We start from the raw sequence: 21,069 nt of genomic DNA, 5'->3' as shown, positions 1-21,069 counted from the left end.
GGGTGTCGGCGCCCGGCGGTCGGCGGATGTGGGTGCCCGGACGCGGTCCCTTCGAACGCACCGTCGAATGAACACATAACCCACCCGAATCGGGCGCTGACGTCGGGGGGTGGGTTAGCAATCGGCGCCCGGCGTGAGTACGGTCGCTATCGCCGCTGGTTATCCAGTGGTTGTAGACCATTTGCACACGACGAGACGGAGGAACCGTGGCCCTTCCCCAGTTGACCGACGAGCAGCGCGCTGCTGCTTTGGAGAAGGCGGCTGCCGCCCGTAAGGCCCGGGCTGAGCTCAAGGAGCGCCTCAAGCGCGGCGGCACCGACCTGAAGCAGGTCCTGAAGGATGCCGAAGAGGACGAGATCCTCGGCAAGATGAAGGTGTCGGCTCTGCTCGAGGCCCTGCCCAAGGTTGGCAAGGTCAAGGCGCAGGAGATCATGACCGAGCTCGAGATCGCTCCGACCCGTCGCCTTCGTGGCCTCGGCGATCGGCAGCGCAAGGCTCTGCTCGCCAGGTTCGATTTCGAGGCCTGAGCGCGACAAGTGATTGCTGACGCACAACAAGTGTCAGGCAGCAACGCCACCTCGGCCTCGACCGAGGATGGCAGCGCAGTGCGGAGGGGCCGGCTGGTAGTACTGGCCGGCCCCTCGGCCGTGGGTAAGTCCAGCGTTGTCCGGTTGCTGCGTGAACGTATGCCCGAGATCGTCTTCAGCGTCTCGGTGACCACCCGGGACCCGCGGCCGGGCGAAGTGGACGGACAGGACTACCACTTCATCTCGCGGGAAGAGTTCGACCGCATGATCACCGCCGGTGACCTGCTCGAATGGGCCGAGATCCACGGTGGCCTGCAGCGCTCCGGTACTCCGGCCGAGCCGGTGCGCCAGGCGCTCGCGGACGGCAAGCCGGTGCTGCTCGAGGTCGATCTGGTGGGTGCCCGCTCCGTGCGGGCGTCGATGCCGGAAGCGATCCTGGCGTTCATGGCACCGCCGAGCTGGGACGTTCTGGTCTCGCGGTTGACCGGTCGCGGTACCGAACCGGCCGACGTCGTCGAGCGCCGCCTGCAGACTGCGAAGGTCGAATTGGCGGCCCAGGACGAGTTCGACACGGTCATCGTGAACGAGGACGTCAGCCAGGCCTGCGATGAGTTGGTATCCTTGTTGGCTGGACGACAGGTCTAGGTCCTTTCCGGTCCTGACCAAGTGCCGTTGCCCCTAATTCCGACATTCAATTTGACAGTTTCCAGTCAAGTTCAGGAGAACCGAGTGAGCAGCACCGAAGCAGTAGTGTCCGACACCGCAGGTCGTGCCCTGCCTGCCTACGACACCCCGCTCGGCATCACCAACCCGCCGATCGACGAGCTCCTCGAGCGCACGTCGTCCAAGTACGCGCTGGTCATCTACTCGGCCAAGCGCGCCCGGCAGATCAACGACTACTACAACCAGCTCGGTGACGGCATCCTCGAGTACGTCGGCCCGCTCGTCGAGCCGGGTCTGCAGGAGAAGCCGCTGTCCATCGCGCTGCGCGAGATCCACGCCGACCTGCTCGAGCACACCGAAGGCGAGTGAGCGGAGCAACGTCCGTGCCTGAGCGCGAACCCGGCACGGCATCCGAGGGCCCCAAGCGGATCGTCGTCGGTGTCGGCGGCGGGATCGCCGCCTACAAGAGTTGTGCGATCGTGCGCAGCTTCACCGAGAGCGGTCACCACGTCCGGGTGATTCCTACCGAGTCTGCGCTGCAGTTCGTCGGTCGGGCCACCTTCGAGGCGCTGTCCGGCAACCCCGTGCACACCGGCGTGTTCGCCGACGTGCCCGAGGTGCCGCATGTGCGTCTGGGCCAGGAGGCCGACCTGGTCGTCATCGCGCCGGCCACCGCGGACCTCATGGCCCGGGCCGTCGCCGGTCGTGCCGACGATCTGTTGACCGCGACGCTGCTGACCGCGCGTTGTCCGGTCGTGTTCGCTCCGGCGATGCACACCGAGATGTGGGAGCACCCCGCGACGGTGAGCAACGTCGCGACCCTGCGCGAGCGGGGCAACACCGTGATCGAACCGGCGTCCGGTCGGCTCACCGGCAAGGACACCGGCGCGGGCCGGATGCCTGATCCCGAGGAGATCGTCGCGCTCGCGTCGCTCCTGCTCGAGCGACCGGCCGCGTTGCCCCGGGATCTCGAGGGGCGACGGGTCGTGATCTCGGCCGGCGGTACCCGCGAACCCCTCGACCCGGTGCGGTTCCTCGGGAACCGCAGTTCCGGTAAGCAGGGGTACGCGCTCGCGCGCCTCGCCGCCCAGCGTGGCGCCGAGGTGACGCTCGTGGCGGGTGCCACGGCCGAACTCGCGGATCCCGCTGCCGTCGACGTCGTCCATGTGCGGACCGCGGAGCAGATGCGCGAGGCGGTCATGAAGCACGCCGTCGATGCGGATGCCGTGATCATGTCGGCCGCGGTGGCGGACTTCCGGCCGGCCACCGTCGCCACCAGCAAGATCAAGAAGGGCGCCGACGAACCCGATTCGATTCCGCTGATCCGAAACGAGGACATTCTCGCGGGTCTCGTGCAGGCTCGACGGGACGGAACCGTCGATACCGCGACCGCGATCGTCGGTTTCGCGGCCGAGACCGGTGACGCGTCGGGCAGTGTTCTCGATCATGCGCGAACGAAGTTGACACGCAAGGGTTGTGATCTTCTCGTCGTCAACGCTGTCGGTGAGGGTAAGGCCTTCGAGGTCGACCACAACGACGGTTGGCTGCTCGGCGCCGACGGTACCGAGTCCGCGATCGAGCCCGGGTCGAAGTCACTGATGGCCAGTCGGGTGCTCGATGCACTCGCAGCGCTCCTCGTTCCCGAGTAACACACTCCGGTGGCGATCGCCGCCGGGACCCGCTTTCTGGCACTAGGGTCGAGCGCGGTATTGAATAGAAGTAGAAACGAAAATCAGCTCAGGTGTCGTATCGGGGCCAACCGAATTCGCGTCGTCGGATTCGAGGGACACGGACCCTGGACAGAACGTCGAGAGGGAGATCTGTGAGCACGTCCGGCAAGCGGCTATTCACCAGTGAGTCCGTGACCGAAGGTCATCCGGACAAGATCTGTGATGCGATCAGTGACTCCATCCTCGACGCGATGCTCGAGAAGGATCCGCGCAGCCGCGTCGCGGTCGAGACCCTGGTGACGACCGGGCAGGTGCACGTCGCCGGCGAGGTGACCACCTCCGCCTACGTCGACATCCCGAAGATCGTTCGCGACAAGGTGCTCGAGATCGGCTACGACTCGTCCGCCAAGGGCTTCGACGGCAACTCGTGCGGCGTCAACATCGCGATCGGCGCGCAGTCGCCCGAGATCGCGCAGGGCGTCGATCACTCGCACGAGGCGCGTGTCGGTGGTGCCACCGACGACGAGATCGACCGTCAGGGCGCCGGTGACCAGGGCCTGATGTTCGGGTACGCCTGCACCGACACCCCCGAGCTGATGCCGCTGCCGATCGCGCTCGCGCACCGTCTGTCGCGTCGCCTCACCGAGGTCCGCAAGACCGGCGTGCTGCCGTACCTGCGTCCGGACGGCAAGACCCAGGTCACCATCGAGTACGACGGTGACCGCCCGGTCCGCCTCGACACCGTCGTCATCTCGACGCAGCACGCGGCCGACATCGACCTCGACAATCTGCTCACCCCGGATCTGCGCGAGAAGGTCCTCGGCCACGTGCTGTCCGAGCTGGACATCGAGCTGGACACCTCGGACGTGCGCCTGCTCGTCAACCCGACCGGCAAGTTCGTGCTCGGCGGCCCGATGGGCGACGCCGGCCTGACCGGTCGCAAGATCATCGTCGACACGTACGGCGGCATGGCCCGGCACGGTGGTGGCGCGTTCTCCGGCAAGGATCCGTCGAAGGTGGACCGTTCCGCGGCGTACGCGATGCGTTGGGTCGCCAAGAACGCCGTCGCGGCGGGCCTCGCGGACCGCATCGAGGTCCAGGTCGCGTACGCGATCGGCAAGGCGGCCCCGGTGGGTCTGTTCGTCGAGACGTTCGGCACCGAGAAGACCGACCCGGAGAAGATCCAGACCGCGATCAGCGAGGTCTTCGACCTGCGCCCCGGCGCGATCATCCGCGACCTGGACCTGCTGCGCCCGATCTATGCGGGCACCGCGGCGTACGGCCACTTCGGCCGTACCGACATCGATCTGCCGTGGGAGCGCACCGACCGCGCCGAGAAGCTGCGCGCGGCGGCCGGTCTCTGACCGTCGACGACAAGTCAGCTCGCTGAGCGGCACCGACAAGACAGCGGCAGCACACGCGCCCGTGGCGCGAGTGCTGCCGCTGCTTCCTCTCGCCCATCTCGATCGGGAGTTCGACTACCTCGTTCCCGCCGACCTCGACGAGCAGGCCCGACCCGGGGTGCGCGTGCGGGTGCGGTTCGCCGGGCGGCTCGTCGACGGTTTCCTGCTCGAACGGGCCGATTCCAGTGACCACACCGGCAAGCTCGGCTGGCTCGACAAGGTGGTGTCCGCCGAGCGCGTCCTCACCCCCGAGGTGCGGGGCCTGGTCGACGCGGTGGCGCAGCGGTACGCGGGGACCCGTGCGGACGTCCTGCGCCTGGCCGTGCCGCCGCGGCACGCGAAGGTCGAGTCCGAGGAGGCCGCCGAGCGGCCCGTCCCCGAGGCGCCGAAGGTCGACCGTGACGCGTGGTCCGCGTACGTGCACGGTCTCAATTTCGTCGAGGCCCTCGAATCGGGGCGCGGCCCACGCGCGGTGTGGCAGGCCCTGCCGGGGGAGGACTGGGCCACCCGGATCGCCGAACTCGCCGGTGTCGTCGCGGCGTCGGGGCGGGGTGTGGTGCTGGTGGTGCCCGATCAGCGCGACCTGGACCGGGTGCTCGCCGCGTGCGAGTCGGTGATCGGGAAGGACGACGTGGTCGGTCTCGCGGCCGGTCTCGGTCCGTCCGCCCGGTATCGGCGGTGGCTGGCCGCGCTGCGGGGAACCGCCCGGGTGGTCGTCGGTACCCGCGCGTCGGTGTTCGCTCCGACGCCGGACCTCGGCCTGATGATCGTGTGGGACGACGGCGACGACAACCTGTCCGAGCCGCGCTCGCCGTACCCGCACGCGCGAGAGGTTGCGCTGCTGCGGGCGCACGGCACCGGTTGCGCGCTGGTGCTCGCGGGACATTCGCGCACCGCGGAGGGCCAGGCCCTCGTGGATTCGGGTTGGGCGCACGACCTGGTCGCCCCGCGTGACGTGGTGCGCGCGCGGTCACCCAAGGTGACGGCCCTCGCCGACAGCGACCACGCCCTGGCCCGCGATCCGGGCGCGCGGGCGGCCCGCCTGCCGGCGATCGCGTTCGCGGCGGCGCGCCAGGCGATCGCCGCGGGTGCCGGTGTGCTGGTTCAGGTTCCACGCCGCGGGTACGTTCCGTCGCTGGCGTGTGCGAAGTGTCGTGCACCCGCGCGCTGTCGCCGCTGCAACGGCCCGCTGTCGCTACCGGCGGCCACCGGACCGGACGGTGCCGGTACCCCGACCTGTCGCTGGTGCGGTGTCGCTGACGCCAACCACCGGTGCCACGCGTGTGGGGCGCGGGCGCTGCGGGCCGTGGTGGTGGGAGCGGGACGGACCGCCGAGGAGCTCGGACGCGCGTTTCCGGGTGTCGCCGTGCACACTTCGGGGGGTGCCGACGTCAAGGCCGAGATCGCGCCGGGCCCCAAACTGGTTGTCTCGACCGTGGGCGCCGAACCGGTGATGCCCGATGGTTACGGCGCGGCGCTGCTGCTCGACGGCTGGGCTCTGCTCGGCCGCGCCGACCTGCGGGCCGCGGAGGAGACGTTGCGGCGGTGGATGACCGCGTCGGCGCTGGTGCGTTCGCATCAGGACGGCGGCGAGGTGGTGGTGGTCGCCGACTCCGGGATTCCGACCGTCCAGGCGCTGGTTCGGTGGGACCCGTTGTGGCACGCGCAGGCTCAGCTCGCGGAGCGTGCCGAGGTGGGTTTTCCGCCGGCGGCGCACATGGCGGCGGTCGACGGTACGGCGGCGTCGGTCGCCGAGCTTCTGGAACTCGCTTCGCTGCCCGACTCGGCCGAGGTGCTCGGCCCGGTGCCGCTACCGCCGGGCCAGCGGCTGCCGTTCTCGAGTGACGAGCCCGAGCCGGAGGACGTGGAGCGCATGCTCGTTCGCGTGCCCCGTAGTGCGGGGCGGGAGCTCGCGAAAGGCCTGGCCGAGGCGCAGGCCGTCCGCAGCGCCCGCAGGTCCGCCGGACCGGTGCGCGTCCAGGTGGATCCGCTTCGGATCGGCTAGGAGCGGCCCTCCGCGCCGGCACGGGCGTCACCGATGATGCGTCGCACGATGGTGAGCAGTTCGTTCATCTCGTCGTCGGTGACGATGCTCGGTGTGCCGGACATCGCGGCGTTGTAGTACAGGCCGTCGCCTATCAACATCACCGTCTGCGCGATCGCGCGGTCGGGGATCTCCTCCGCCATCGCGTCCATCCAGCAGTCGCGGATTCGAAGCAGGGCGTCCTGGGCGCGGGTATTGGCACCCTGACTCAGACAGATCGTCGCGACGATGGCCCGGTCGAGAACCGTGTCCTCATAGTTCGAGGTCCGTACGTAGTAGGCGGCCGGGCCCTCCGGCGCGGTGCGCATGGCCTCCACGTCGGCCGCACCCAATCCCTCGAGGTGCTCGGCCAACCCTGCCACCAGGGCGTCCTTCGACGCGAAATGGTAGAGCAGACCGCCTTTGGACACGCCCGCGGCCGCGGCGACGGCTTCGAGCGTCGCTGCGCGTTCCCCCTGCTCGATCAGGATCTGGATGAACGCGTCCAACAGCTTGGCGCGGGCGGCGGGTGGCGGTGGCATGAGACGAACGATAGCCGCTCGTTACTGAACCGTCCGGCTGGTACAGTAACGGGCGTTGCTCACCCCACGATCAGGAAGCTTTCATGTCGACCGACACTCGCATCGAACGAGCCCAGCCCGCCGCCCTGGCCGGCCCGCGGGAATGGATCGCGCTCGCGGTTCTCATGCTCCCGGTGCTGCTGGTCTCCGTCGACAACACGGTGCTGGCCTTCGCATTGCCGTCGATCACGGAGACGCTGGGCCCCTCCGCCGCGCAGCAGCTGTGGATCATCGACATCTACCCGCTGGTCCTCGCCGGCCTACTCGTGTCGATGGGCAGCCTGGGCGACCGGTTCGGCCGTCGGCGGCTGCTACTCATCGGTGCCACCGGCTTCGCCGCGGTGTCCACGTTCGCCGCCTATGCCCCCGACCCGCAGACACTGATCGCGGCGCGGGCCGCGCTCGGGTTCTTCGGCGCGATGCTGATGCCCTCGACGCTGTCGCTGCTGCGCAACATCTTCATCGACGCCACGCAGCGCCGACTCGCCATCGCCGTGTGGGCGGCGTGCTTCGCCGCCGGTGCTGCTCTCGGTCCGATCGTGGGCGGGTTCCTGCTCGAGCACTACTGGTGGGGCTCGGTGTTCCTGCTCGCGATCGCGGTGCTTGTCCCGCTACTGATCCTGGCGCCGATCTTCGTGCCCGAATCCAAGGACCCGAACCCGGGCCGGATCGATCCGGTCAGCATCGCGCTGTCACTGCTCGCGCTGGCGCCGATCGTGTACGCGATCAAGAACATCGCCAAGGACGGCTCGCTCGTGTACACCCTGGTGCCCGCGATCGTCGGCGTCGCCGCCACGACGCTGTTCATCCGGCGTCAGCTGCGGCGGCCCGATCCGATGCTGGACGTGCGATTGTTCACGGTGCCCACTTTCTCGGGTGCGGTGGTGGTGAACCTGCTCAGTGTGTTCTCGCTCGTCGGCTTCCTGTTCTTCGTCTCGCAGCACCTGCAGCTCGTGATCGGCCAGAGCCCGATGCAGGCCGGCATCAGCCTGCTTCCGGGCTTGGCGGTCATGGTGGTCTCGGGACTGGCAGCGGTCCCGCTCGTCCGCCGGGTGAAGCCGGTGACCGTCGTGGTGGTCGCGCTGCTGGTGTCGGCCCTCGGTTACGCCGCCGTGTTCGCGTTCGCGTCACCGAGCTCGGTCGCGCCGATCCTCGTCGCGTTCGCGCTCCTCGGTGCCGGTATCGGCGCGGCGGAGACGATCTCCAACGACCTGATCGTCTCGAGCGTGCCCGCGACGAAGGCCGGCGCCGCGTCCGCGGTATCGGAGACCGCCTACGAGCTCGGCGCGGTCCTCGGCACGGCCATCCTGGGCACCATCCTGAGCGCCTCCTACCGTTCGAATCTCGTCGTTCCGGAGGGCGTCGACGCAGACGCTGCGGAGACCGCGCGCGAGACCCTCGGCGGCGCCCATCAGGTCGCGGCCGGCCTTCCGGCGGAACAGGGCGCCGCGCTGCTCGAGTCCGCCGGGCACGCGTTCGACACCGGCGTCGGCTTCACCTCGGGCATCGGCACGGTGCTGATGATCATGGCGGCGGGCCTGGCGCTGCTGACGCTGCGGCCCCGGCCCGGTCCCGTGGGCGTCGACCTGCCCTAGCTCTCGCGCACGTCCACGACGTACATCCGGGTGCGCGAGCGGTCGAGGAAGTTCGCCTCGTCCGCCTCGATCGCCGCCGCGACGTCGGGTCGGGCGTGTGTGGCGAGCATGGCGTCGTAGGCGACCCGGTCGTCGAATACGAACTCGCTGATCACGTCGAAGTCCGGGTCGGCTGCACCGTCCGCGCCGATCCCGGAGTCGCGGTCGAGATAGTTGCGGCGGTACTCACGGATCTGCGGCAGCAGACGTCGGATCAGTTTCGAGTGGTTGTCCTCGTAGTACGCGACGAAATCGGCGTGCGACAGTCCGGGTTTGCGGGCGAGCAGTGCGACGGCCTTGATCATGACGGGACCCTATGTCGCTCAGCATCACCGGGGCGAGCTGTGATCTCGCTCACCGGAAAGCGGGTCAGAGCCAGTGCTGACGCTTGAACACGAAGAACAGCGTCACCGATGTCGCGACCATCAGCAGGACCGCCATCGGATACCCGAACTGCCAACTCAGCTCCGGGATGTCCTCGAAGTTCATGCCGTAGACGGTGCCCACCAGTGTCGGTGCGAAAAGGATTGCGGCCCAAGCTGAGATCTTCTTGACCTCCTCGTTCTGGGCGAGGCTGGTCATGGTCAGCCGTTGCATCTCCTCGTTCTGTTTCTGAGCGACGAGTGTCGCGTGGACGGTGAGCGCGGTCTGCAGGTGCGCGCGCGACGAGTCGGCGCGCTCGATCACCCGGATCGTGTGGTCGAGGACGTCACGCAGGTGTCGCCGGAGTTCGACATCGACGTGGTACTTGTCGGAACCGCGTTCGAGAGCCTCGAGCATCGACACCAGCGGGTGCGTCGCGCGCTGGAAGTCGATCACCTCGCCGGACAGGTCGTAGATGCGCCGTGCGACGGCCGGATCGCCGGTGAACACCTGGTTCTCGATCTCGTCGATGTCGTTCTCGAGTCCCGCCGCGACCGGCAGGTACTCGTCGACGACCTGGTCGAGGATCGCGTACAGGATCGCCTCGGGGCCCAGGCACAGCAGTTCGGGCGTCGCCTCGAGCCGTCGGCGCACCTGGGCGAGATCGGGGGCCTCGGCGTGTCGGATGGTCACGACGAAGTCGGGTCCGACGAAGACGTGCACCTCGCCGAACTCGACCTTCTCGACGTCGTCGAGGTACCGGGCGGGGCGGAGCACGACGAACAAGGTCTTGTCATAGCGCTCGAGTTTGGGGCGCTGGTGCGCCGCGATCGTGTCCTCCACGGCCAGATGGTGCAGGTCGAACTCGCGTGCCAGCGACTCCACTTCGGCGGCGTCGGGGCGATACAGTCCGATCCACGCCATCCCGTCCAATCGGCGCATCGTGCGGTAGGTGTTGTCCAGTGACGTCGGGCTGTCCACCCGCGCGCCGTCGACGTAGACGGCGTTGTCCACGATGGTCATCCGGGCCCCGTTCGGTCGGCGATGGACCCCAATTCCACCATGTGGAAGTGGATTCGTGCGCCATTGCGCGACCGTGATCGTCCGGTGCCCGGGGCCGTTCGCGCGGAGATTCGTGGCGAGACCGTTATCCGTCGGTGCGCCTGCCCGCCGTGCGGAGTGGGCGTGATCTTGCTAGACACGCTGCAGTGGCACGACCGGTCGTTCGGGCGAAGTGAGGTGTGCGGTGAAACTTTTCGGGAGAGTGCTCGCCAACGGCGCGGCGGCGGTGACGGCGGCGGTCGTCACGGTCTCGGGGGCCCAGGCGGCCCCGGCGCCGGACGTCGACGGTTCGGCGCCCACCTTCGTGGTGCCGGTGGATCCGGGGCCGATCCAGACCCGGCACGCGGAGGCGCTGCGGTACGCGGAGGAACATCCGGGCTCGGCTCCACTGGGCGCGAACGATTTTCGCTGCCGTCCGGGAAGCGATCACCCCAATCCGGTGGTCCTCGTCCACGGCAGCGACTCGGACTCGTACTCCGACTGGGCGGCCTTGTCGCCGATGCTCGTCGAACGAGGATTCTGCGTGTTCAGCCTCAACTACGGTTCGGACGGCAAACCGGGGAAGTACGCCCGCGCCGACATCGCCCACAGCGCACGTGAGGTGGGGAAGTTCGTGGAGCAGGTCCGCGAGGCCACCGGAGCGGTGGAGGTCGATCTGGTCGGCTACTCGCAGGGCGCCACTGTGGCACGGTACTTCGTCAATCGCCTCGACGGCGCCGCCGCGGTCAATCGTTGGGTAGGGGTGGCTTCACCCACCTACGGCGGCATCATGTTCGGACTCGTGCCGCTGTTGCGAATGCTTCCGTACCCCGACCGGATCGCCGAGTTTCTCACCTCCGAGGCGATCAGCCAACAGATGCAGGGATCGTCGTTCCTGGCCGCGCTCAACGCCGGCGGCGACACCGTGCCGGGAGTGGAGTACACGACCATCGGGTCGCGCTACGACGAGATGATCCAGCCCCACACGAATATCGCCCTTCGCGACCCCGGGGCGGTGAATCTGTCGGTCCAGGACCTGTGTCCGGAGAACCGGGGCGGGCACTTCAATATGGTCTACGACCCATTCGCGCTCGGTCTCGTTCTGCAGAGCCTCGACCCGACGGTTCCTGCGGCCGCGTGTGCGCCGGTGCCCCTCGGTGCCGGAATTGTCGATATGATCGTCGAAAGCAATTCGTGATCGAACGCGGGTGTCGATCGGTTTTTCCAGTCGATCATTAGTTGCCAGAATTTTCGAAGCCTGCGGACTCGACGAAAGTTGCCGGGCCGTCAATTATGTCTTCCGGATCAAGGTTGGATAAACAAGATCAAATTTGGTCAGCCAAGCCTTCGTTGCTCCAGGTGAATGTGAACAATTGTTACAGTATTCGCGGACTTCTCGGTGTGAGTGTCCGGTCCTTGATGCTTCAAATATGCGCTCCGAATCGGTTCCGGGATCCATGCTGAACCCGATAGGCTTTATCCTGCAGGGCTTCCTCGTTCTCGGTGGACGTCGCGTCATCGGGACGGGGGAGAGGCTGTTGAGGCGGGGGCAGGAAACAGCTCGTTCGGATCTGTATCTCGAGGCTATTACGAATCGGCTGGAATGTGTGTCAGCGCCACTCCTGTGTGTGGGTGGCTGTCGGATCTTCCAATGTCGGGGTGTCTTATTCTCGAACAGGGGGACTGTCGATTGTTTGATCAAGGTTGTTTTGTGGCCGTCGTGGAGAGATTCACGAAGCTGCAGGCGGCGTCATCCGAAACCGACCGTGTGCTGGCGGGTTTGGTCGATCTGGTTTCGGATCTGCTCGCCCTGACCGGCGGCGGAGTCGTGGCCGATCTCGACGGGCTGCCGACTTCGACGACCAGCAGGGGCGTGCCCCTCGACCGTCTGGCTCAGTTGGTGTCGGACGGTCCGGGTGTAGATGCCATCGCCCGCGGGAGAGTTCTGCACATCGCGGCAGTCGATGATCACCGGGAGTCTTGGCCGCTGTTCGTCGCGGAGGCTCGACGATCGGGTGTGGCGGCGTTGGCGCTGTTCCCGCTCGTGCACGACGGGCGCGCACTCGGTGTGCTCGTCCTGATTTCGGATCGGCCGCGGTGTTGGCTCGAGGACGAGATCTCCATGGTCGGCGTGCTGGCCGACATGGCGTCCGTCTACCTGGCCCAGAGGTCGGCGGTACGTCACTTCGAGCAACTGTCCGGACAACTCGAACGGGCGCTGACGAGCCGCGTCGTCGTGGAGCAGGCTAAGGGGATCATCTCGAACGCCAACGGTATCGGCGTCGATGCCGCCTACCAGCTCATCCGGAGTCACGCCCGCTCGCACAATGCCACCGTGCGCACCGTCGCGGAAGCGATCGTGACTCTCGAGCTGCGCGTGTAGCCGCTTCGATCCGCGGTCGCAGCGCCTCGGCGCCAATGGTTGCAGCCGGCGCTGCTCGCCCGCACTGTCCGATGCGGGCCAGCAGCGCCGGCTGGAGCCGGCCGGAGCTGATCAGTGTTGGTCGGTGTTGGTCGGTGTTGGTCACAGGAGGCGCGAGGTCCCGTACGTCGCGACCGAGTGGCTTCCCCGATCGGTGGTCACGGTGTAGACGGCGTACGGCCGAATCGTGACGTCACCGAGGCATCCGTCGATCTTCACGCGTGCCGCATCGAGCGACACGCCGGACTCCGGCCCGTACGACACCTGCTTGCCGAGTGAAACGTCCTGAGAGGTACCGAGCTTGGGGTTGATCAGGATCGATGGTCCGACACCGAAGTTCATGCCCAATCCGGGCGTGGGAAGGAACGTGATCGCCGGGCCGGCCAGCATCTCGATCGCGAGCTGCACGCCACCGGACACATCGACCGCGCAGCCGACCTGGTAGCCGACGTCGAGGTTGCCGCTTGTGATGTCCTGGGAACCGGCACCCGTTGCGGTGGCGACGGCCGAGATCGAGACGAGGCCCTCCCTCGAGGTCGGCATCAGTGTGAGACCCGGAACCGGTTCGACGACATCGTTCGCCAGCGTCACGGTCAACGTGCCGGCCGGGGTGGGCGCCGTTCGTTCGCTTGCCTCCGCGGCACCCGACGTGACGAGGGCCAACGCGGCCGCCAGGGGGAGGAGTGCGGCTGCCGACCAGGCGGCGGACCGCCGAGGACGAGCTTGGATTGACACCGAATTCATTGCGACATTCCTAACCTGTAGTGCGGATATGGGCGGTCGTGCGCTGTGCTCGCAGTGCCGGAGGTCGTCAGGCGATCTCGCCTCGGAACTGATGCTCGTGTTGGTGGTCTCCGACCACGCGCAGTCGCGGTGGTGTGGTCTGTGTCGTCGAGGTCGCCGCTACGTCGTCGGCGGGTGGCTCGGATCGTGAACGCCTTGCGGGACTACGCCACACCCCGGAGTCTCGACTGCTCCACGCAAGCGGCAGTGTCCTCAAGCAGACCGCGGCATCGACGACACGCATGAGAGGGAAGGCGAGGGCGTACAGCAGGTAGTGGGGACGGCGGCTGATCACGGCGGCAAACACAGTCAGCACGAAGTCGGGAACCAGTACGCCGAGGAGTAGCGTCTGGGGTTGCAGCACCTGCGCCAGTTGCCAGGTTCCGATCCCGAGGTTCCCGACGACTTGTGCGGTGACCGAGAGAGCCAGTAGTGGTACGAGGAGCACGAACAGGATGCTGCTGGTGACCAATTCGGCGACGTATGCCGCCAGTGCCACCCAGAATCGGCCGGCGTGGAGCCGATGGCGACGCAGCGTCTGCCAGAACCCGAGGGTCCAGCGCCGGATCTGTTTGACGTAGTCGCGGAAACTGTCGGGATCCTGCGTGTAGGCAATTGCGGCGCGGGGATGGAAGGCGATGCGGCCCAGACGCTTTGCGTGGACCTCGAAGGTCATGTTGAAGTCCTCGATGACGAGTCCGGGAGCGCTCACATCGATGTGTTCCAGTGCCGACGTGCGGTACATGCTGGCGAAGCCGGGCGCGATTGTGACGGCATCGGCCCAGCGTGCGGCCTGACCGTACTTGAGCAGGTACTGCACCGCGATGTACACCCGCTCGCGGTATGCCACCAGGAATCGACCCAGCCAGTTAGGCGGGTCCGGCGTGGCGATCGTGGTGGCCCGGCCCGCGACGGCGACCACTCCAGGCTCTGCGAACTGGGCGAGACCGGTGGTGAGGTAGTCCGGCGCCAGATCGGTGTCCGCGTCGAGCAGCATCACCACCTCGAATCGCCGGCACAGGCCGAAATGCTCGAGTCCCGCGGCGAGCGCTCCGGCCTTGCCCCGGTTCGGGTTCAGCTCGAGGACCTGGGCGCCCGCAGCACGGGCGATGTCGACCGTGCGGTCGGACGATCCGTCGGAGATGACGAAGACGTTGGACATGGGGACCAGCGAGCCTGCGGAGTCGATCGTCTCGGCTATCACGAGTTCCTCATTGTGCGCCGCGATCAGCACGGCCACGTCGCCCGGATTCGGCGGCGGGGGACCGGATGCGGCGGAGGAGGGTCTTCCACGCCAGCGGGTCCACCAGGACGTGAACGCCCGCCCTATCCCGACCGACGTCCAGAAGAGGGTGTTGATCCCGAACACGAGCACCATGATCAAGATGAGAGTCGCCATCGAAACCCCTTGTGTCGAAGGATGAGTGGGTCGTGTAGAGCGGAACCGATCACTGCTGCACGCCGCTGGTGGTGACGATCGTGCGCCAGGGGCCCGGAGGGACGTCGTCCTCGTCGACGAACTGCCAGTCGACGCGGTCGCCCAGACCGTCGAGTTCGCGGAATCCCAGGCAGCCGTTCAGCGCCGGGGAGACATCGAGTCCCGCGCCGTCGAACTCGTTGTCGGCGGGTCTGCGATCGTCCGAGCCGAACACGTAGTCGGCATCGTGGTAGTTCGCCGGCCCGGCATCCTCAATCTGGCCGTAACACGTATTTTCACCGCTACTCAGACGCACCCAGCGGTTCTTCATCAGGCTGAACGCGGGGTCCGAGACGTGCTCGCGGTAGGGAGACTCGTCGGCCCAGGGAATCACCTCACCGCGCTGCGCGAAGGCGGTCTCGTCGTTGACGTCGTCGAAGGGCAGATCGAGATAGAAGGGGTTCTCCCGCGGCGTCATGTTCTTGGGGAAGTACCCGGTGTCGGCGGTGCGGGGCTCCGTCCGGCAGTCCCCGTCCGCCGAGACGCCGTCGCACCCGCCGTAGCTCTCGATCCAGTTCGCGTCGTACGTCGACATCACCTGGCTGCCGTCCTCGGCCGTGGGGTCGAAGATCTCGCCGACCCAGAACGTCGTCGCGACGATGTCGGTGTGCCACGGGTATTCGGCGGCATCGTCGGCATGGGCCGCGTCAGCCGCGCAACCCGTCACGGCGGCCGCACCTGCGACCGCTACCACTCCCAGCAACCTGGTGACGGTGTGGGGGGCCATGTGGTTCTCCTTCTGCTCGGATTTCCCTCGTCGTGCTGACAGCCGGTCCCCGCCAGGGGCCGACCGGTCCGAAATTCGACCCTCGGGCCGGTCGGCGGTGGTTGGTGGACGCCGGGACTAGTCCCCGAGCGGACCTGCGTCCGGCAGGAAGGTCTGACCGGGCTTCAGTTCATCCGGCCCCGGTACGTAGTGGAGCCGGGGATCGATCGGCCCGCGCCGATCGATCCGGTCGGTGTCGGGGCTCGTCCTGATCCCGCGTTCCGGTGCCGCGACATCGCCCGGTGCTGCGGCGCCCGAGCCACCGCCGAGCGTCCAGGATCCCGTGGACGGCTGCACCGCGGTGTCGGTGAGCGAGTAGTCGTCGGTATGCAGCTGGCCGTCACCGAACAGGTTGAGCCCGAAGCTGATTCCGGTCGCGCCGGCAGGAACCGCCGGCGTGGTCCACGTGGCCTCGGTATAGTCGGCCGCGGTCTCGAACCAGGGGCTCGACGTCCAGTACGCCCACGTGCCGACCGCGGTCCGGTAGTACACCGCGAACTGCGTCGGGGCGGTGGACTTGTACCAGGCCGACAGCGCATAGGTGTGGCCGGGAACGGCTCCCGGTGAGCATTCACCGAGATCGAGTACGGGCAACAGTTTGGCATCGCCGTCCACGTAGCCGGTCATCGACAAGCGCTCGGCAATGCTGCCGCCGTGTGCTTCGGGGACCGTGGCGAACGTCGGTGAATTGACGCCGTAGCCGCCCGCCATCCAGCAGGTGGGCAGTCCGTTGGCGCCGACCGTCTCGAGGCCGGGGTTCGGTGCTCCGTTGACGCCCGGGGCGGCGGCAGGCACGACGGGACCGGGTGCAGTCGGTGCCACCGCGCCGCCGATCACCTCACGCACGGTCTTGACCGTCGTGTTGGCGGTCGACCGTGCAGCAAGCCAACCAGCGAACTGATCGAGTAGTTCCGGTGAGACCGACAGGCCGCCCGGATCGCAGTTGCCGGCGCATACATGGTGGAAGGTCAACTGGATCCACCCGCCGCCGTTGTTCTCCGCGTTGGTGACGACATTCTGCAGGTCCGCGAGGGTCCAGGTGCTGTCCACCTGGTCCGGCGCCTGCGTGTAGAACGGGTTCTGGGGCGGAATAGCTTCGGCGCGGTCGCATCCCTGGCATCCGAATCGAGTCTCGATATCCCCGAGCCCGCGTGCACTGTTGTATCCGCACTGCCGCGCGATTGCCTCGGTCTCGGCGGACGCCGACGCAAATGGGTACGCGAACGAGGTGACGTCGAAACCCCAGCCGGTGAGGTTCACGCGGTCGTTACAGATCTGTCTCGTTGCCTCGTCCCGTGACATCGAGGCGAGGTCCGGGTGCGTGACGGAATGACCGCCGATCTCGTGGCCTCCGGCTTCGATCCCGTGGAGATCGGCCTGCGTCATGTAGCCGGGCTGATCGATGTAGCCCGACGGGACGAAGAACGTCCCGCGCAGTCCGTTGGCCTGCAGTGTCTGGGCGGCCACGGTCGCATTCGCATTGCCGTCGTCGAACGTCAGGCTCACCACTGTGGGTGCTCCGGCGGCGCCGGCGGGCGCGCCGGCGCCGACCGAGATCAGGGTCGGGGCGAGGAGGAGGGCCAGGGCGCTGACCAGCCCCAGCATGCGGCGGCGCCGGGCGGGAGGTCGTTGAGGTCGTGGATGCCGGGATCCGGGACGGGCCGGGCATATCCAGTTGTGACTGTTCATACTGTGCCTTTCGGTTCGGCGGATCATTCGACGGTCACTGACTTGGCGAGATTGCGGGGCTTGTCGACGTCCCGGCCGAGCGCGAGGGCGAGCTCGCGCGCCAGCACCTGCATCGGAACGACTGATTCGAGCGGACCGCACGGTGCCGGTCCCGGGTGCAGCACCGGAACCGTGCTTCCCTCGATGCCGATGGTGATGATTCGCCCGCCGCGCGCCCGGACCTCGGCGATGTTCGCGGCGATGCGCGGGTCACCGTGGTCGACGACGACGACCGGGGTCCCCGACTCGATCACGGCCAGCGGCCCGTGTTTGAGTTCGCCGGCCGGATGGTGTTCGGCCCAGCGGTAGGTGAGTTCCTTGAGCTTCAGCGCGCCCTCGGCGGCGTAGGGCACACCGGCTCCGCGCCCGAGGAAAACGAATCCGGTCGATGTGGTCAGTTCGTCCACGATCGGCGGGATCAGCTGCTGCGCCGCCTCGGTCGCGGCCGCAAGTCGCGCGGGGATGCCGTTGAGAGATCGCATCAGCCGAGAGGCGATGTCCGGAGCGAGTCGTTCGGTCGCCACCATTGCGGACATCATGAGCGCGACTCCCGATATGACCTGGCATACGAAAGTCTTCGTGGCCGCCACGCCGATCTCGGGACCGGCGGAACAGGACTGGACCGCGTCTGCGCGACGGGCGAGCGTCGAATGTGTGGAATTGGTCAACGCGAGCAGCGGTCCGTCGCCGGGGGCGTGGAGGTCCAGCGCGCGCAGGACGTCAGCGGTTTCGCCGGACTGGCTGATCGCGAGCGTGAGCGTGTTCGGGTCCGAGTGCTCTCGCAGCATTTCGCTGGCGACCGTTGCGGTGAACGGTATCGCGCCGGCCCCGCGCACGCAGTTGCCGATCACCTGACCGGCGTGCAGCGAGGTGCCGCACGCGACGACGCGCAGTCGGTCGAAGTGGGGGAGGCCGAGCCCGGACCACAGCGATCCGTCGGCGACGCCGCCGCCGATCTGTGCGAGCAGGCGCGCGGCGACCTCCGGCTGCTCGGCGATCTCCTTGCTCATGAAGTCGGTGTGCCGGCCGAGACTGATGTCCGTGCGGTCCCACGCCTGCCGCCTGAGCGGCGGCGGTGAGCACCGCAGTCCGTGGTGGCTCCAGGTGAAGACGTCGCCGAGTTCGACGACGTCCCCGTCGTCGAGAGTGCGGAACTCGTCGACCCAGTCCGCGATCGCGGCCGAGTCGCTCGTGGCGAAGGCACAACCTCTGGCGCGAGCGACCAGCAGGGGCGATCGGTTCGCGGCGGCGACGAGGCGGCCGGTGCCCTGCTCGAGGACCGCGAGCGCCCACGAACCGGAGAGCCGGTCCACCGTCTGCTGGACGGCTGTCAACAGGTCGCCCGAGACCGTGAGACAGTCCTCGATGAGGTGGGTCACCACCTCGCTGTCCACTTGGGATGCGAACTGATGTCCGGTCGCGCGGAGTTCCCGCTCCAGCTCCTCGGCATTGGTGATGATCCCGTTGTGCACCACTGCGATTCGACCGGTGCAGTCCAGGTGTGGGTGCGCGTTGGCCTCGTCGACGCCGCCGTGGGTGGCCCAGCGCGTGTGCCCGATCCCGAGTCCGTCGAGCTCGGGTCCGTTCCATCGCGTCACTTGCTGCTCGAGAGCGCCGATACGCCCGATCGTCCGTAGGCGGGCGATATCGCCGTCGTCGGTGCGGACGGCGACACCCACCGAGTCGTAGCCGCGGTATTCGAGCCGCTTCAGTGCCGGTAGTAGGTAGTCGAGGGCGGGACCATTGGTCCGGCAAGCGATAATTCCGCACATTGCTGATCCTTCGAAGCCAGAGGGAACGCGCCGGCGGGGCCGGTCGTATGACGAGATGTCGCCGGGTGCTCCGGCGTCGAACCGCGGTCCGAAGCGTCCGGTCTCCCGGACGGTGCCCGGCATGTGGTCACGGGCCGAGCCGCCAGATCGACGGGTCCTCCCCGCCGAGACGCCACAACGCGATGCCGGCGAGACCGTGACGCCGCGCGAGTGCGGATTTGGCCTCGACACTGCGTGCGTTCTCGAACCACACCTCGTGGGTGATCCCGTCCACGACATAGGTGAAGTGGGTGGACAGGCTGGTCTCGTCCCAATGCATCGGCGACCGGTGCACCTCCGCGACCGACATCACCTCGGCCCACGTGAGCGGTGTTGCCGCCGAGCCGACCCAGTCGTAGCCGTAGAGCCCGACTCCGAGAACGAGCTTCTCCCGCGGAATCCTGGTGACGGCATAGCGGATCACCTCCTCGACCCAGTCGTACGGGGCGATGGGCCCCGCTGTGCTGGTCGCCCAGTGCCGGTCGTACGCCATCACGATCACTCTGTCGGCGCCCGCGGCGATCGCGGCGTAGTCCTGGGCCTCGTTGTGCGGTCCGTAGCCCGTATCGTTCGGCTTGGCGTGAACTGCGACGTAGAGCACCCGGTCGATCCGGTGCAGCGCGTCGCCCAATTCGCGGACGAAGGTGGAGAAGCTGTCACGATCGGCGGCCGACAGGTTCTCGTAGTCGATCTGGACGCCGTCGAAGCCGTACTCTTCGACGAGGCCGGTGAGTGCCTCGACATGGGCGCGGCGCAATGCCGGATCGAGCAGGACCTTCGCTATGGTCTCGCGGTCCCATCGACCGTCGGTCGTGTTCGTGATCGTGGGAATCGTCCGAATACTGCTGTCGCCGGAATGCGTGCCAAGCTCGGAATCGGCGTCCGGCCTCGTACCCTCGGCCACCGTCGGCGTGCCGTCCGCGGACACCGAGTACGACCAGGGAGAGGCGACGTCGATGTAGCGGGCGTACGTGCGCATCGAGGTCAGCGCGGCGCTTTGGTCCCAGTACGGAATCGCCCCGATCACCAGCGGTAACTGGGGTCGATCGACCACCCGCGCGTCCGCATGGAGTTGCGAGAGCGCGGCCGTCGCGGCCAGTGCGACGGTCATGCACGTCCGTGGACGATCCCGCAGAGTGATTCGGGGGGTCATCGGCGCGCGCCCACCGCTCGTCCGGCCGTGTCCGTGTCCGGCAGTGCAGCGGCGACGCGGGCGATGATCTCGTCCACGGCGGTGACAGGCTCGAAGCCCACCAGCTCGCGGGCGGCCCGGTTGTCCGGAACCCTGCGTCGCATGTCCTCGTATCCCGCCGCGTACGCCTGCTCGTACGGCACCAGGGAAATCGAGCTGTCGGAGCCGAGTACCTCGACCACCCGCTCGGCCAGCTCGATGATCGAGATCTCCTGCGCTCCACCGAGGTTGAAGGCTCGGCCGTATGCTGCGGGCTCGCCGGCAATCGCGACGATCGCCGGTACGACGTCCTCGACGAACGAGAAGCATCGCGTCTGACGGCCGTCCCCGAAGACCGTGAGTGGGTCGCCTCGCAGGGCTTGTCCGACCAGTGTCGGGACCACCATTCCGTATCGGCCGGTTTGGCGCGGGCCGACCGTGTTGAACAATCGAACTGTCGCCACTCGTAGTCCGAACTCGCGCCAGTACGCGTGTGCGAACGCCTCGTCGATCCCCTTCGCGGCCGCGTACGTCCATCGGGCGGTGAGCGGTGAGCCGAGGATGCGATCGGCATCCTCGGACAGGGCATCGGCGGTGTTCTTGCCGTAGATCTCGCTGGTCGACGCGAGCAGCAGGACCGATCCCGCGTCGAGGCACGCGTCCAGGACGGTCTCGGTGCCGTGGATGTTCGTGCGCAGACTCTCCAGCGGACGGTCGACGATCAACCGGACGCCGACGGCCGCCGCGAGATGGAACACCCGGTCCGCGCCGCCGATCGCGCTGTCGACGGCGCCGCGGTCGAGGATCGAGCCTTCGATGAAGCGGAATCCGTCGGCGCCCGATACGGATTCGAGGTTGGCAAGTCTGCCGGTCGAGAGGTCGTCGAGCACCACGACCTCGTCGCCCTGCCGCAGTAGGTATTCGACCAGGTGACTGCCGATGAAGCCTGCCCCTCCGGTCACTGTGGTTCTCATCGTGCGCAATCCCTTTCGTTCGCCGGGGTTTC

19 protein-coding genes are annotated in these 21,069 nt (G+C 67.7%); 9 read left to right on the top strand and 10 right to left on the bottom strand.

Annotated features, from left to right (window positions below; translation table 11 throughout):
- Nucleotides 1–206 precede the first annotated feature (206 nt).
- The 6 genes from mihF to J2X34_RS06345 all read left to right on the top strand — a co-directional run bounded on the left by mihF (nt 207) and on the right by J2X34_RS06345 (nt 6,268).
- Nucleotides 207–527, top strand: coding sequence for an integration host factor, actinobacterial type (gene mihF / locus J2X34_RS06370; protein WP_007535578.1), 321 nt, complete (start codon nt 207–209; stop codon nt 525–527).
- Between the two features lie 78 nt (nt 528–605).
- Entirely contained in the window at nt 606–1,172 is a 567-nt protein-coding gene (gene gmk / locus J2X34_RS06365) for a guanylate kinase (protein ID WP_114722677.1), read from the top strand.
- Between the two features lie 105 nt (nt 1,173–1,277).
- A complete protein-coding gene (gene rpoZ, locus J2X34_RS06360; RefSeq protein ID WP_114722678.1) occupies nt 1,278–1,559 on the top strand; it encodes a DNA-directed RNA polymerase subunit omega in 282 nt (93 codons plus the stop codon).
- Nucleotides 1,556–2,839 carry a bifunctional phosphopantothenoylcysteine decarboxylase/phosphopantothenate--cysteine ligase CoaBC gene (gene coaBC, locus J2X34_RS06355; RefSeq protein ID WP_429516383.1) on the top strand — a complete coding sequence of 428 codons (1,284 nt, stop codon included), beginning with the start codon at nt 1,556–1,558 and terminating at the stop codon, nt 2,837–2,839. Before rpoZ ends, coaBC begins: the two co-directional genes overlap by 4 nt.
- Nucleotides 2,840–3,012: 173 nt before the next feature.
- A complete protein-coding gene (gene metK / locus J2X34_RS06350; RefSeq protein ID WP_114722680.1) occupies nt 3,013–4,224 on the top strand; it encodes a methionine adenosyltransferase in 1,212 nt (403 codons plus the stop codon).
- A 22-nt stretch (nt 4,225–4,246) separates the two neighbouring features.
- Nucleotides 4,247–6,268: a primosomal protein N' gene (locus J2X34_RS06345; protein WP_258557981.1), complete on the top strand. Its 2,022-nt coding sequence runs from the start codon at nt 4,247–4,249 to the stop codon at nt 6,266–6,268.
- Here J2X34_RS06345 and J2X34_RS06340 read toward each other — a convergent pair.
- Nucleotides 6,265–6,828, bottom strand: a complete 564-nt coding sequence (locus J2X34_RS06340) for a TetR/AcrR family transcriptional regulator (protein ID WP_114722682.1) — start codon at nt 6,826–6,828, stop codon at nt 6,265–6,267. The two genes, J2X34_RS06345 and J2X34_RS06340, sit on opposite strands and share 4 nt — an antisense overlap.
- 83 nt (nt 6,829–6,911) lie before the next feature.
- On the opposite strand from J2X34_RS06340, the gene J2X34_RS06335 reads away from it, so the two are divergent.
- Entirely contained in the window at nt 6,912–8,462 is a 1,551-nt protein-coding gene (locus J2X34_RS06335; RefSeq protein ID WP_114722683.1) for an MFS transporter, read from the top strand.
- Here J2X34_RS06335 and J2X34_RS06330 read toward each other — a convergent pair.
- The gene (locus tag J2X34_RS06330) at nt 8,459–8,806 is read right to left on the bottom strand and encodes an EthD domain-containing protein (protein WP_114722684.1); all 348 of its coding nucleotides are present in this window, start codon (nt 8,804–8,806) and stop codon (nt 8,459–8,461) included. The two genes, J2X34_RS06335 and J2X34_RS06330, sit on opposite strands and share 4 nt — an antisense overlap.
- A gap of 64 nt (nt 8,807–8,870) precedes the next feature.
- Nucleotides 8,871–9,887, bottom strand: a complete 1,017-nt coding sequence (locus tag J2X34_RS06325) for a magnesium and cobalt transport protein CorA (protein WP_114722685.1) — start codon at nt 9,885–9,887, stop codon at nt 8,871–8,873.
- Between the two features lie 241 nt (nt 9,888–10,128).
- Here J2X34_RS06325 and J2X34_RS06320 point away from each other — a divergent pair, with 241 nt between their 5' ends.
- Together J2X34_RS06320 and J2X34_RS06315 are read left to right on the top strand one after the other, a co-directional pair.
- Nucleotides 10,129–11,103, top strand: a complete 975-nt coding sequence (locus tag J2X34_RS06320) for an esterase/lipase family protein (protein ID WP_429516433.1) — start codon at nt 10,129–10,131, stop codon at nt 11,101–11,103.
- A 522-nt stretch (nt 11,104–11,625) separates the two neighbouring features.
- Nucleotides 11,626–12,288 (top strand): ANTAR domain-containing protein, encoded by a 663-nt coding sequence (locus tag J2X34_RS06315; RefSeq protein ID WP_181818828.1) that lies wholly within the window; start codon nt 11,626–11,628, stop codon nt 12,286–12,288.
- Nucleotides 12,289–12,429: 141 nt separating this feature from the next.
- Here the strand turns inward: J2X34_RS06315 and J2X34_RS06310 are convergent, their stop codons facing one another.
- From J2X34_RS06310 to J2X34_RS06280, 7 genes are all read right to left on the bottom strand, one after another.
- Entirely contained in the window at nt 12,430–13,071 is a 642-nt protein-coding gene (locus J2X34_RS06310) for an MspA family porin (protein WP_114722688.1), read from the bottom strand.
- Nucleotides 13,072–13,138: 67 nt separating this feature from the next.
- The gene (locus J2X34_RS06305) at nt 13,139–14,509 is read right to left on the bottom strand and encodes a glycosyltransferase family 2 protein (protein WP_429516382.1); all 1,371 of its coding nucleotides are present in this window, start codon (nt 14,507–14,509) and stop codon (nt 13,139–13,141) included.
- A gap of 49 nt (nt 14,510–14,558) precedes the next feature.
- The gene (locus J2X34_RS06300) at nt 14,559–15,314 is read right to left on the bottom strand and encodes a hypothetical protein (protein WP_220181932.1); all 756 of its coding nucleotides are present in this window, start codon (nt 15,312–15,314) and stop codon (nt 14,559–14,561) included.
- Nucleotides 15,315–15,431: 117 nt separating this feature from the next.
- Nucleotides 15,432–16,958: a polysaccharide deacetylase family protein gene (locus J2X34_RS06295; RefSeq protein ID WP_220181933.1), complete on the bottom strand. Its 1,527-nt coding sequence runs from the start codon at nt 16,956–16,958 to the stop codon at nt 15,432–15,434.
- A gap of 107 nt (nt 16,959–17,065) precedes the next feature.
- Nucleotides 17,066–18,853 (bottom strand): glutamine--fructose-6-phosphate transaminase (isomerizing), encoded by a 1,788-nt coding sequence (gene glmS / locus J2X34_RS06290; RefSeq protein WP_114722752.1) that lies wholly within the window; start codon nt 18,851–18,853, stop codon nt 17,066–17,068.
- Between the two features lie 127 nt (nt 18,854–18,980).
- Entirely contained in the window at nt 18,981–20,003 is a 1,023-nt protein-coding gene (locus J2X34_RS06285; protein WP_429516381.1) for a glycosyl hydrolase family 18 protein, read from the bottom strand.
- A gap of 38 nt (nt 20,004–20,041) precedes the next feature.
- Nucleotides 20,042–21,037, bottom strand: a complete 996-nt coding sequence (locus tag J2X34_RS06280; RefSeq protein WP_114722693.1) for a dTDP-glucose 4,6-dehydratase — start codon at nt 21,035–21,037, stop codon at nt 20,042–20,044.
- Between the last annotated feature and the right edge of the window lie 32 nt (nt 21,038–21,069).

Origin of the sequence: Rhodococcus sp. BE178 (assembly GCF_050433545.1) — a bacterium.
Classification (GTDB): Bacteria; Actinomycetota; Actinomycetes; order Mycobacteriales; family Mycobacteriaceae; genus Prescottella.
Note: the sequence above shows the minus strand (reverse complement) of the source record. Positions and strands in the feature narration are given on the sequence as shown.

What these genes read in the sequence shown, in the direction of transcription:
- J2X34_RS06340 (WP_114722682.1), bottom strand. Translation starts at nt 6,828, where the DNA reads ATGCCACCGCCACCCGCCGCCCGCGCCAAGCTGTTGGACGCGTTCATC.
- J2X34_RS06335 (WP_114722683.1), top strand. Translation starts at nt 6,912, where the DNA reads ATGTCGACCGACACTCGCATCGAACGAGCCCAGCCCGCCGCCCTGGCC.
- J2X34_RS06330 (WP_114722684.1), bottom strand. Translation starts at nt 8,806, where the DNA reads ATGATCAAGGCCGTCGCACTGCTCGCCCGCAAACCCGGACTGTCGCAC.
- J2X34_RS06325 (WP_114722685.1), bottom strand. Translation starts at nt 9,887, where the DNA reads ATGACCATCGTGGACAACGCCGTCTACGTCGACGGCGCGCGGGTGGAC.
- J2X34_RS06310 (WP_114722688.1), bottom strand. Translation starts at nt 13,071, where the DNA reads ATGAATTCGGTGTCAATCCAAGCTCGTCCTCGGCGGTCCGCCGCCTGG.
- J2X34_RS06305 (WP_429516382.1), bottom strand. Translation starts at nt 14,509, where the DNA reads ATGGCGACTCTCATCTTGATCATGGTGCTCGTGTTCGGGATCAACACC.
- J2X34_RS06300 (WP_220181932.1), bottom strand. Translation starts at nt 15,314, where the DNA reads ATGGCCCCCCACACCGTCACCAGGTTGCTGGGAGTGGTAGCGGTCGCA.
- J2X34_RS06295 (WP_220181933.1), bottom strand. Translation starts at nt 16,958, where the DNA reads ATGCTGGGGCTGGTCAGCGCCCTGGCCCTCCTCCTCGCCCCGACCCTG.
- glmS (WP_114722752.1), bottom strand. Translation starts at nt 18,853, where the DNA reads ATGTGCGGAATTATCGCTTGCCGGACCAATGGTCCCGCCCTCGACTAC.
- J2X34_RS06285 (WP_429516381.1), bottom strand. Translation starts at nt 20,003, where the DNA reads ATGACCGTCGCACTGGCCGCGACGGCCGCGCTCTCGCAACTCCATGCG.
- J2X34_RS06280 (WP_114722693.1), bottom strand. Translation starts at nt 21,037, where the DNA reads ATGAGAACCACAGTGACCGGAGGGGCAGGCTTCATCGGCAGTCACCTG.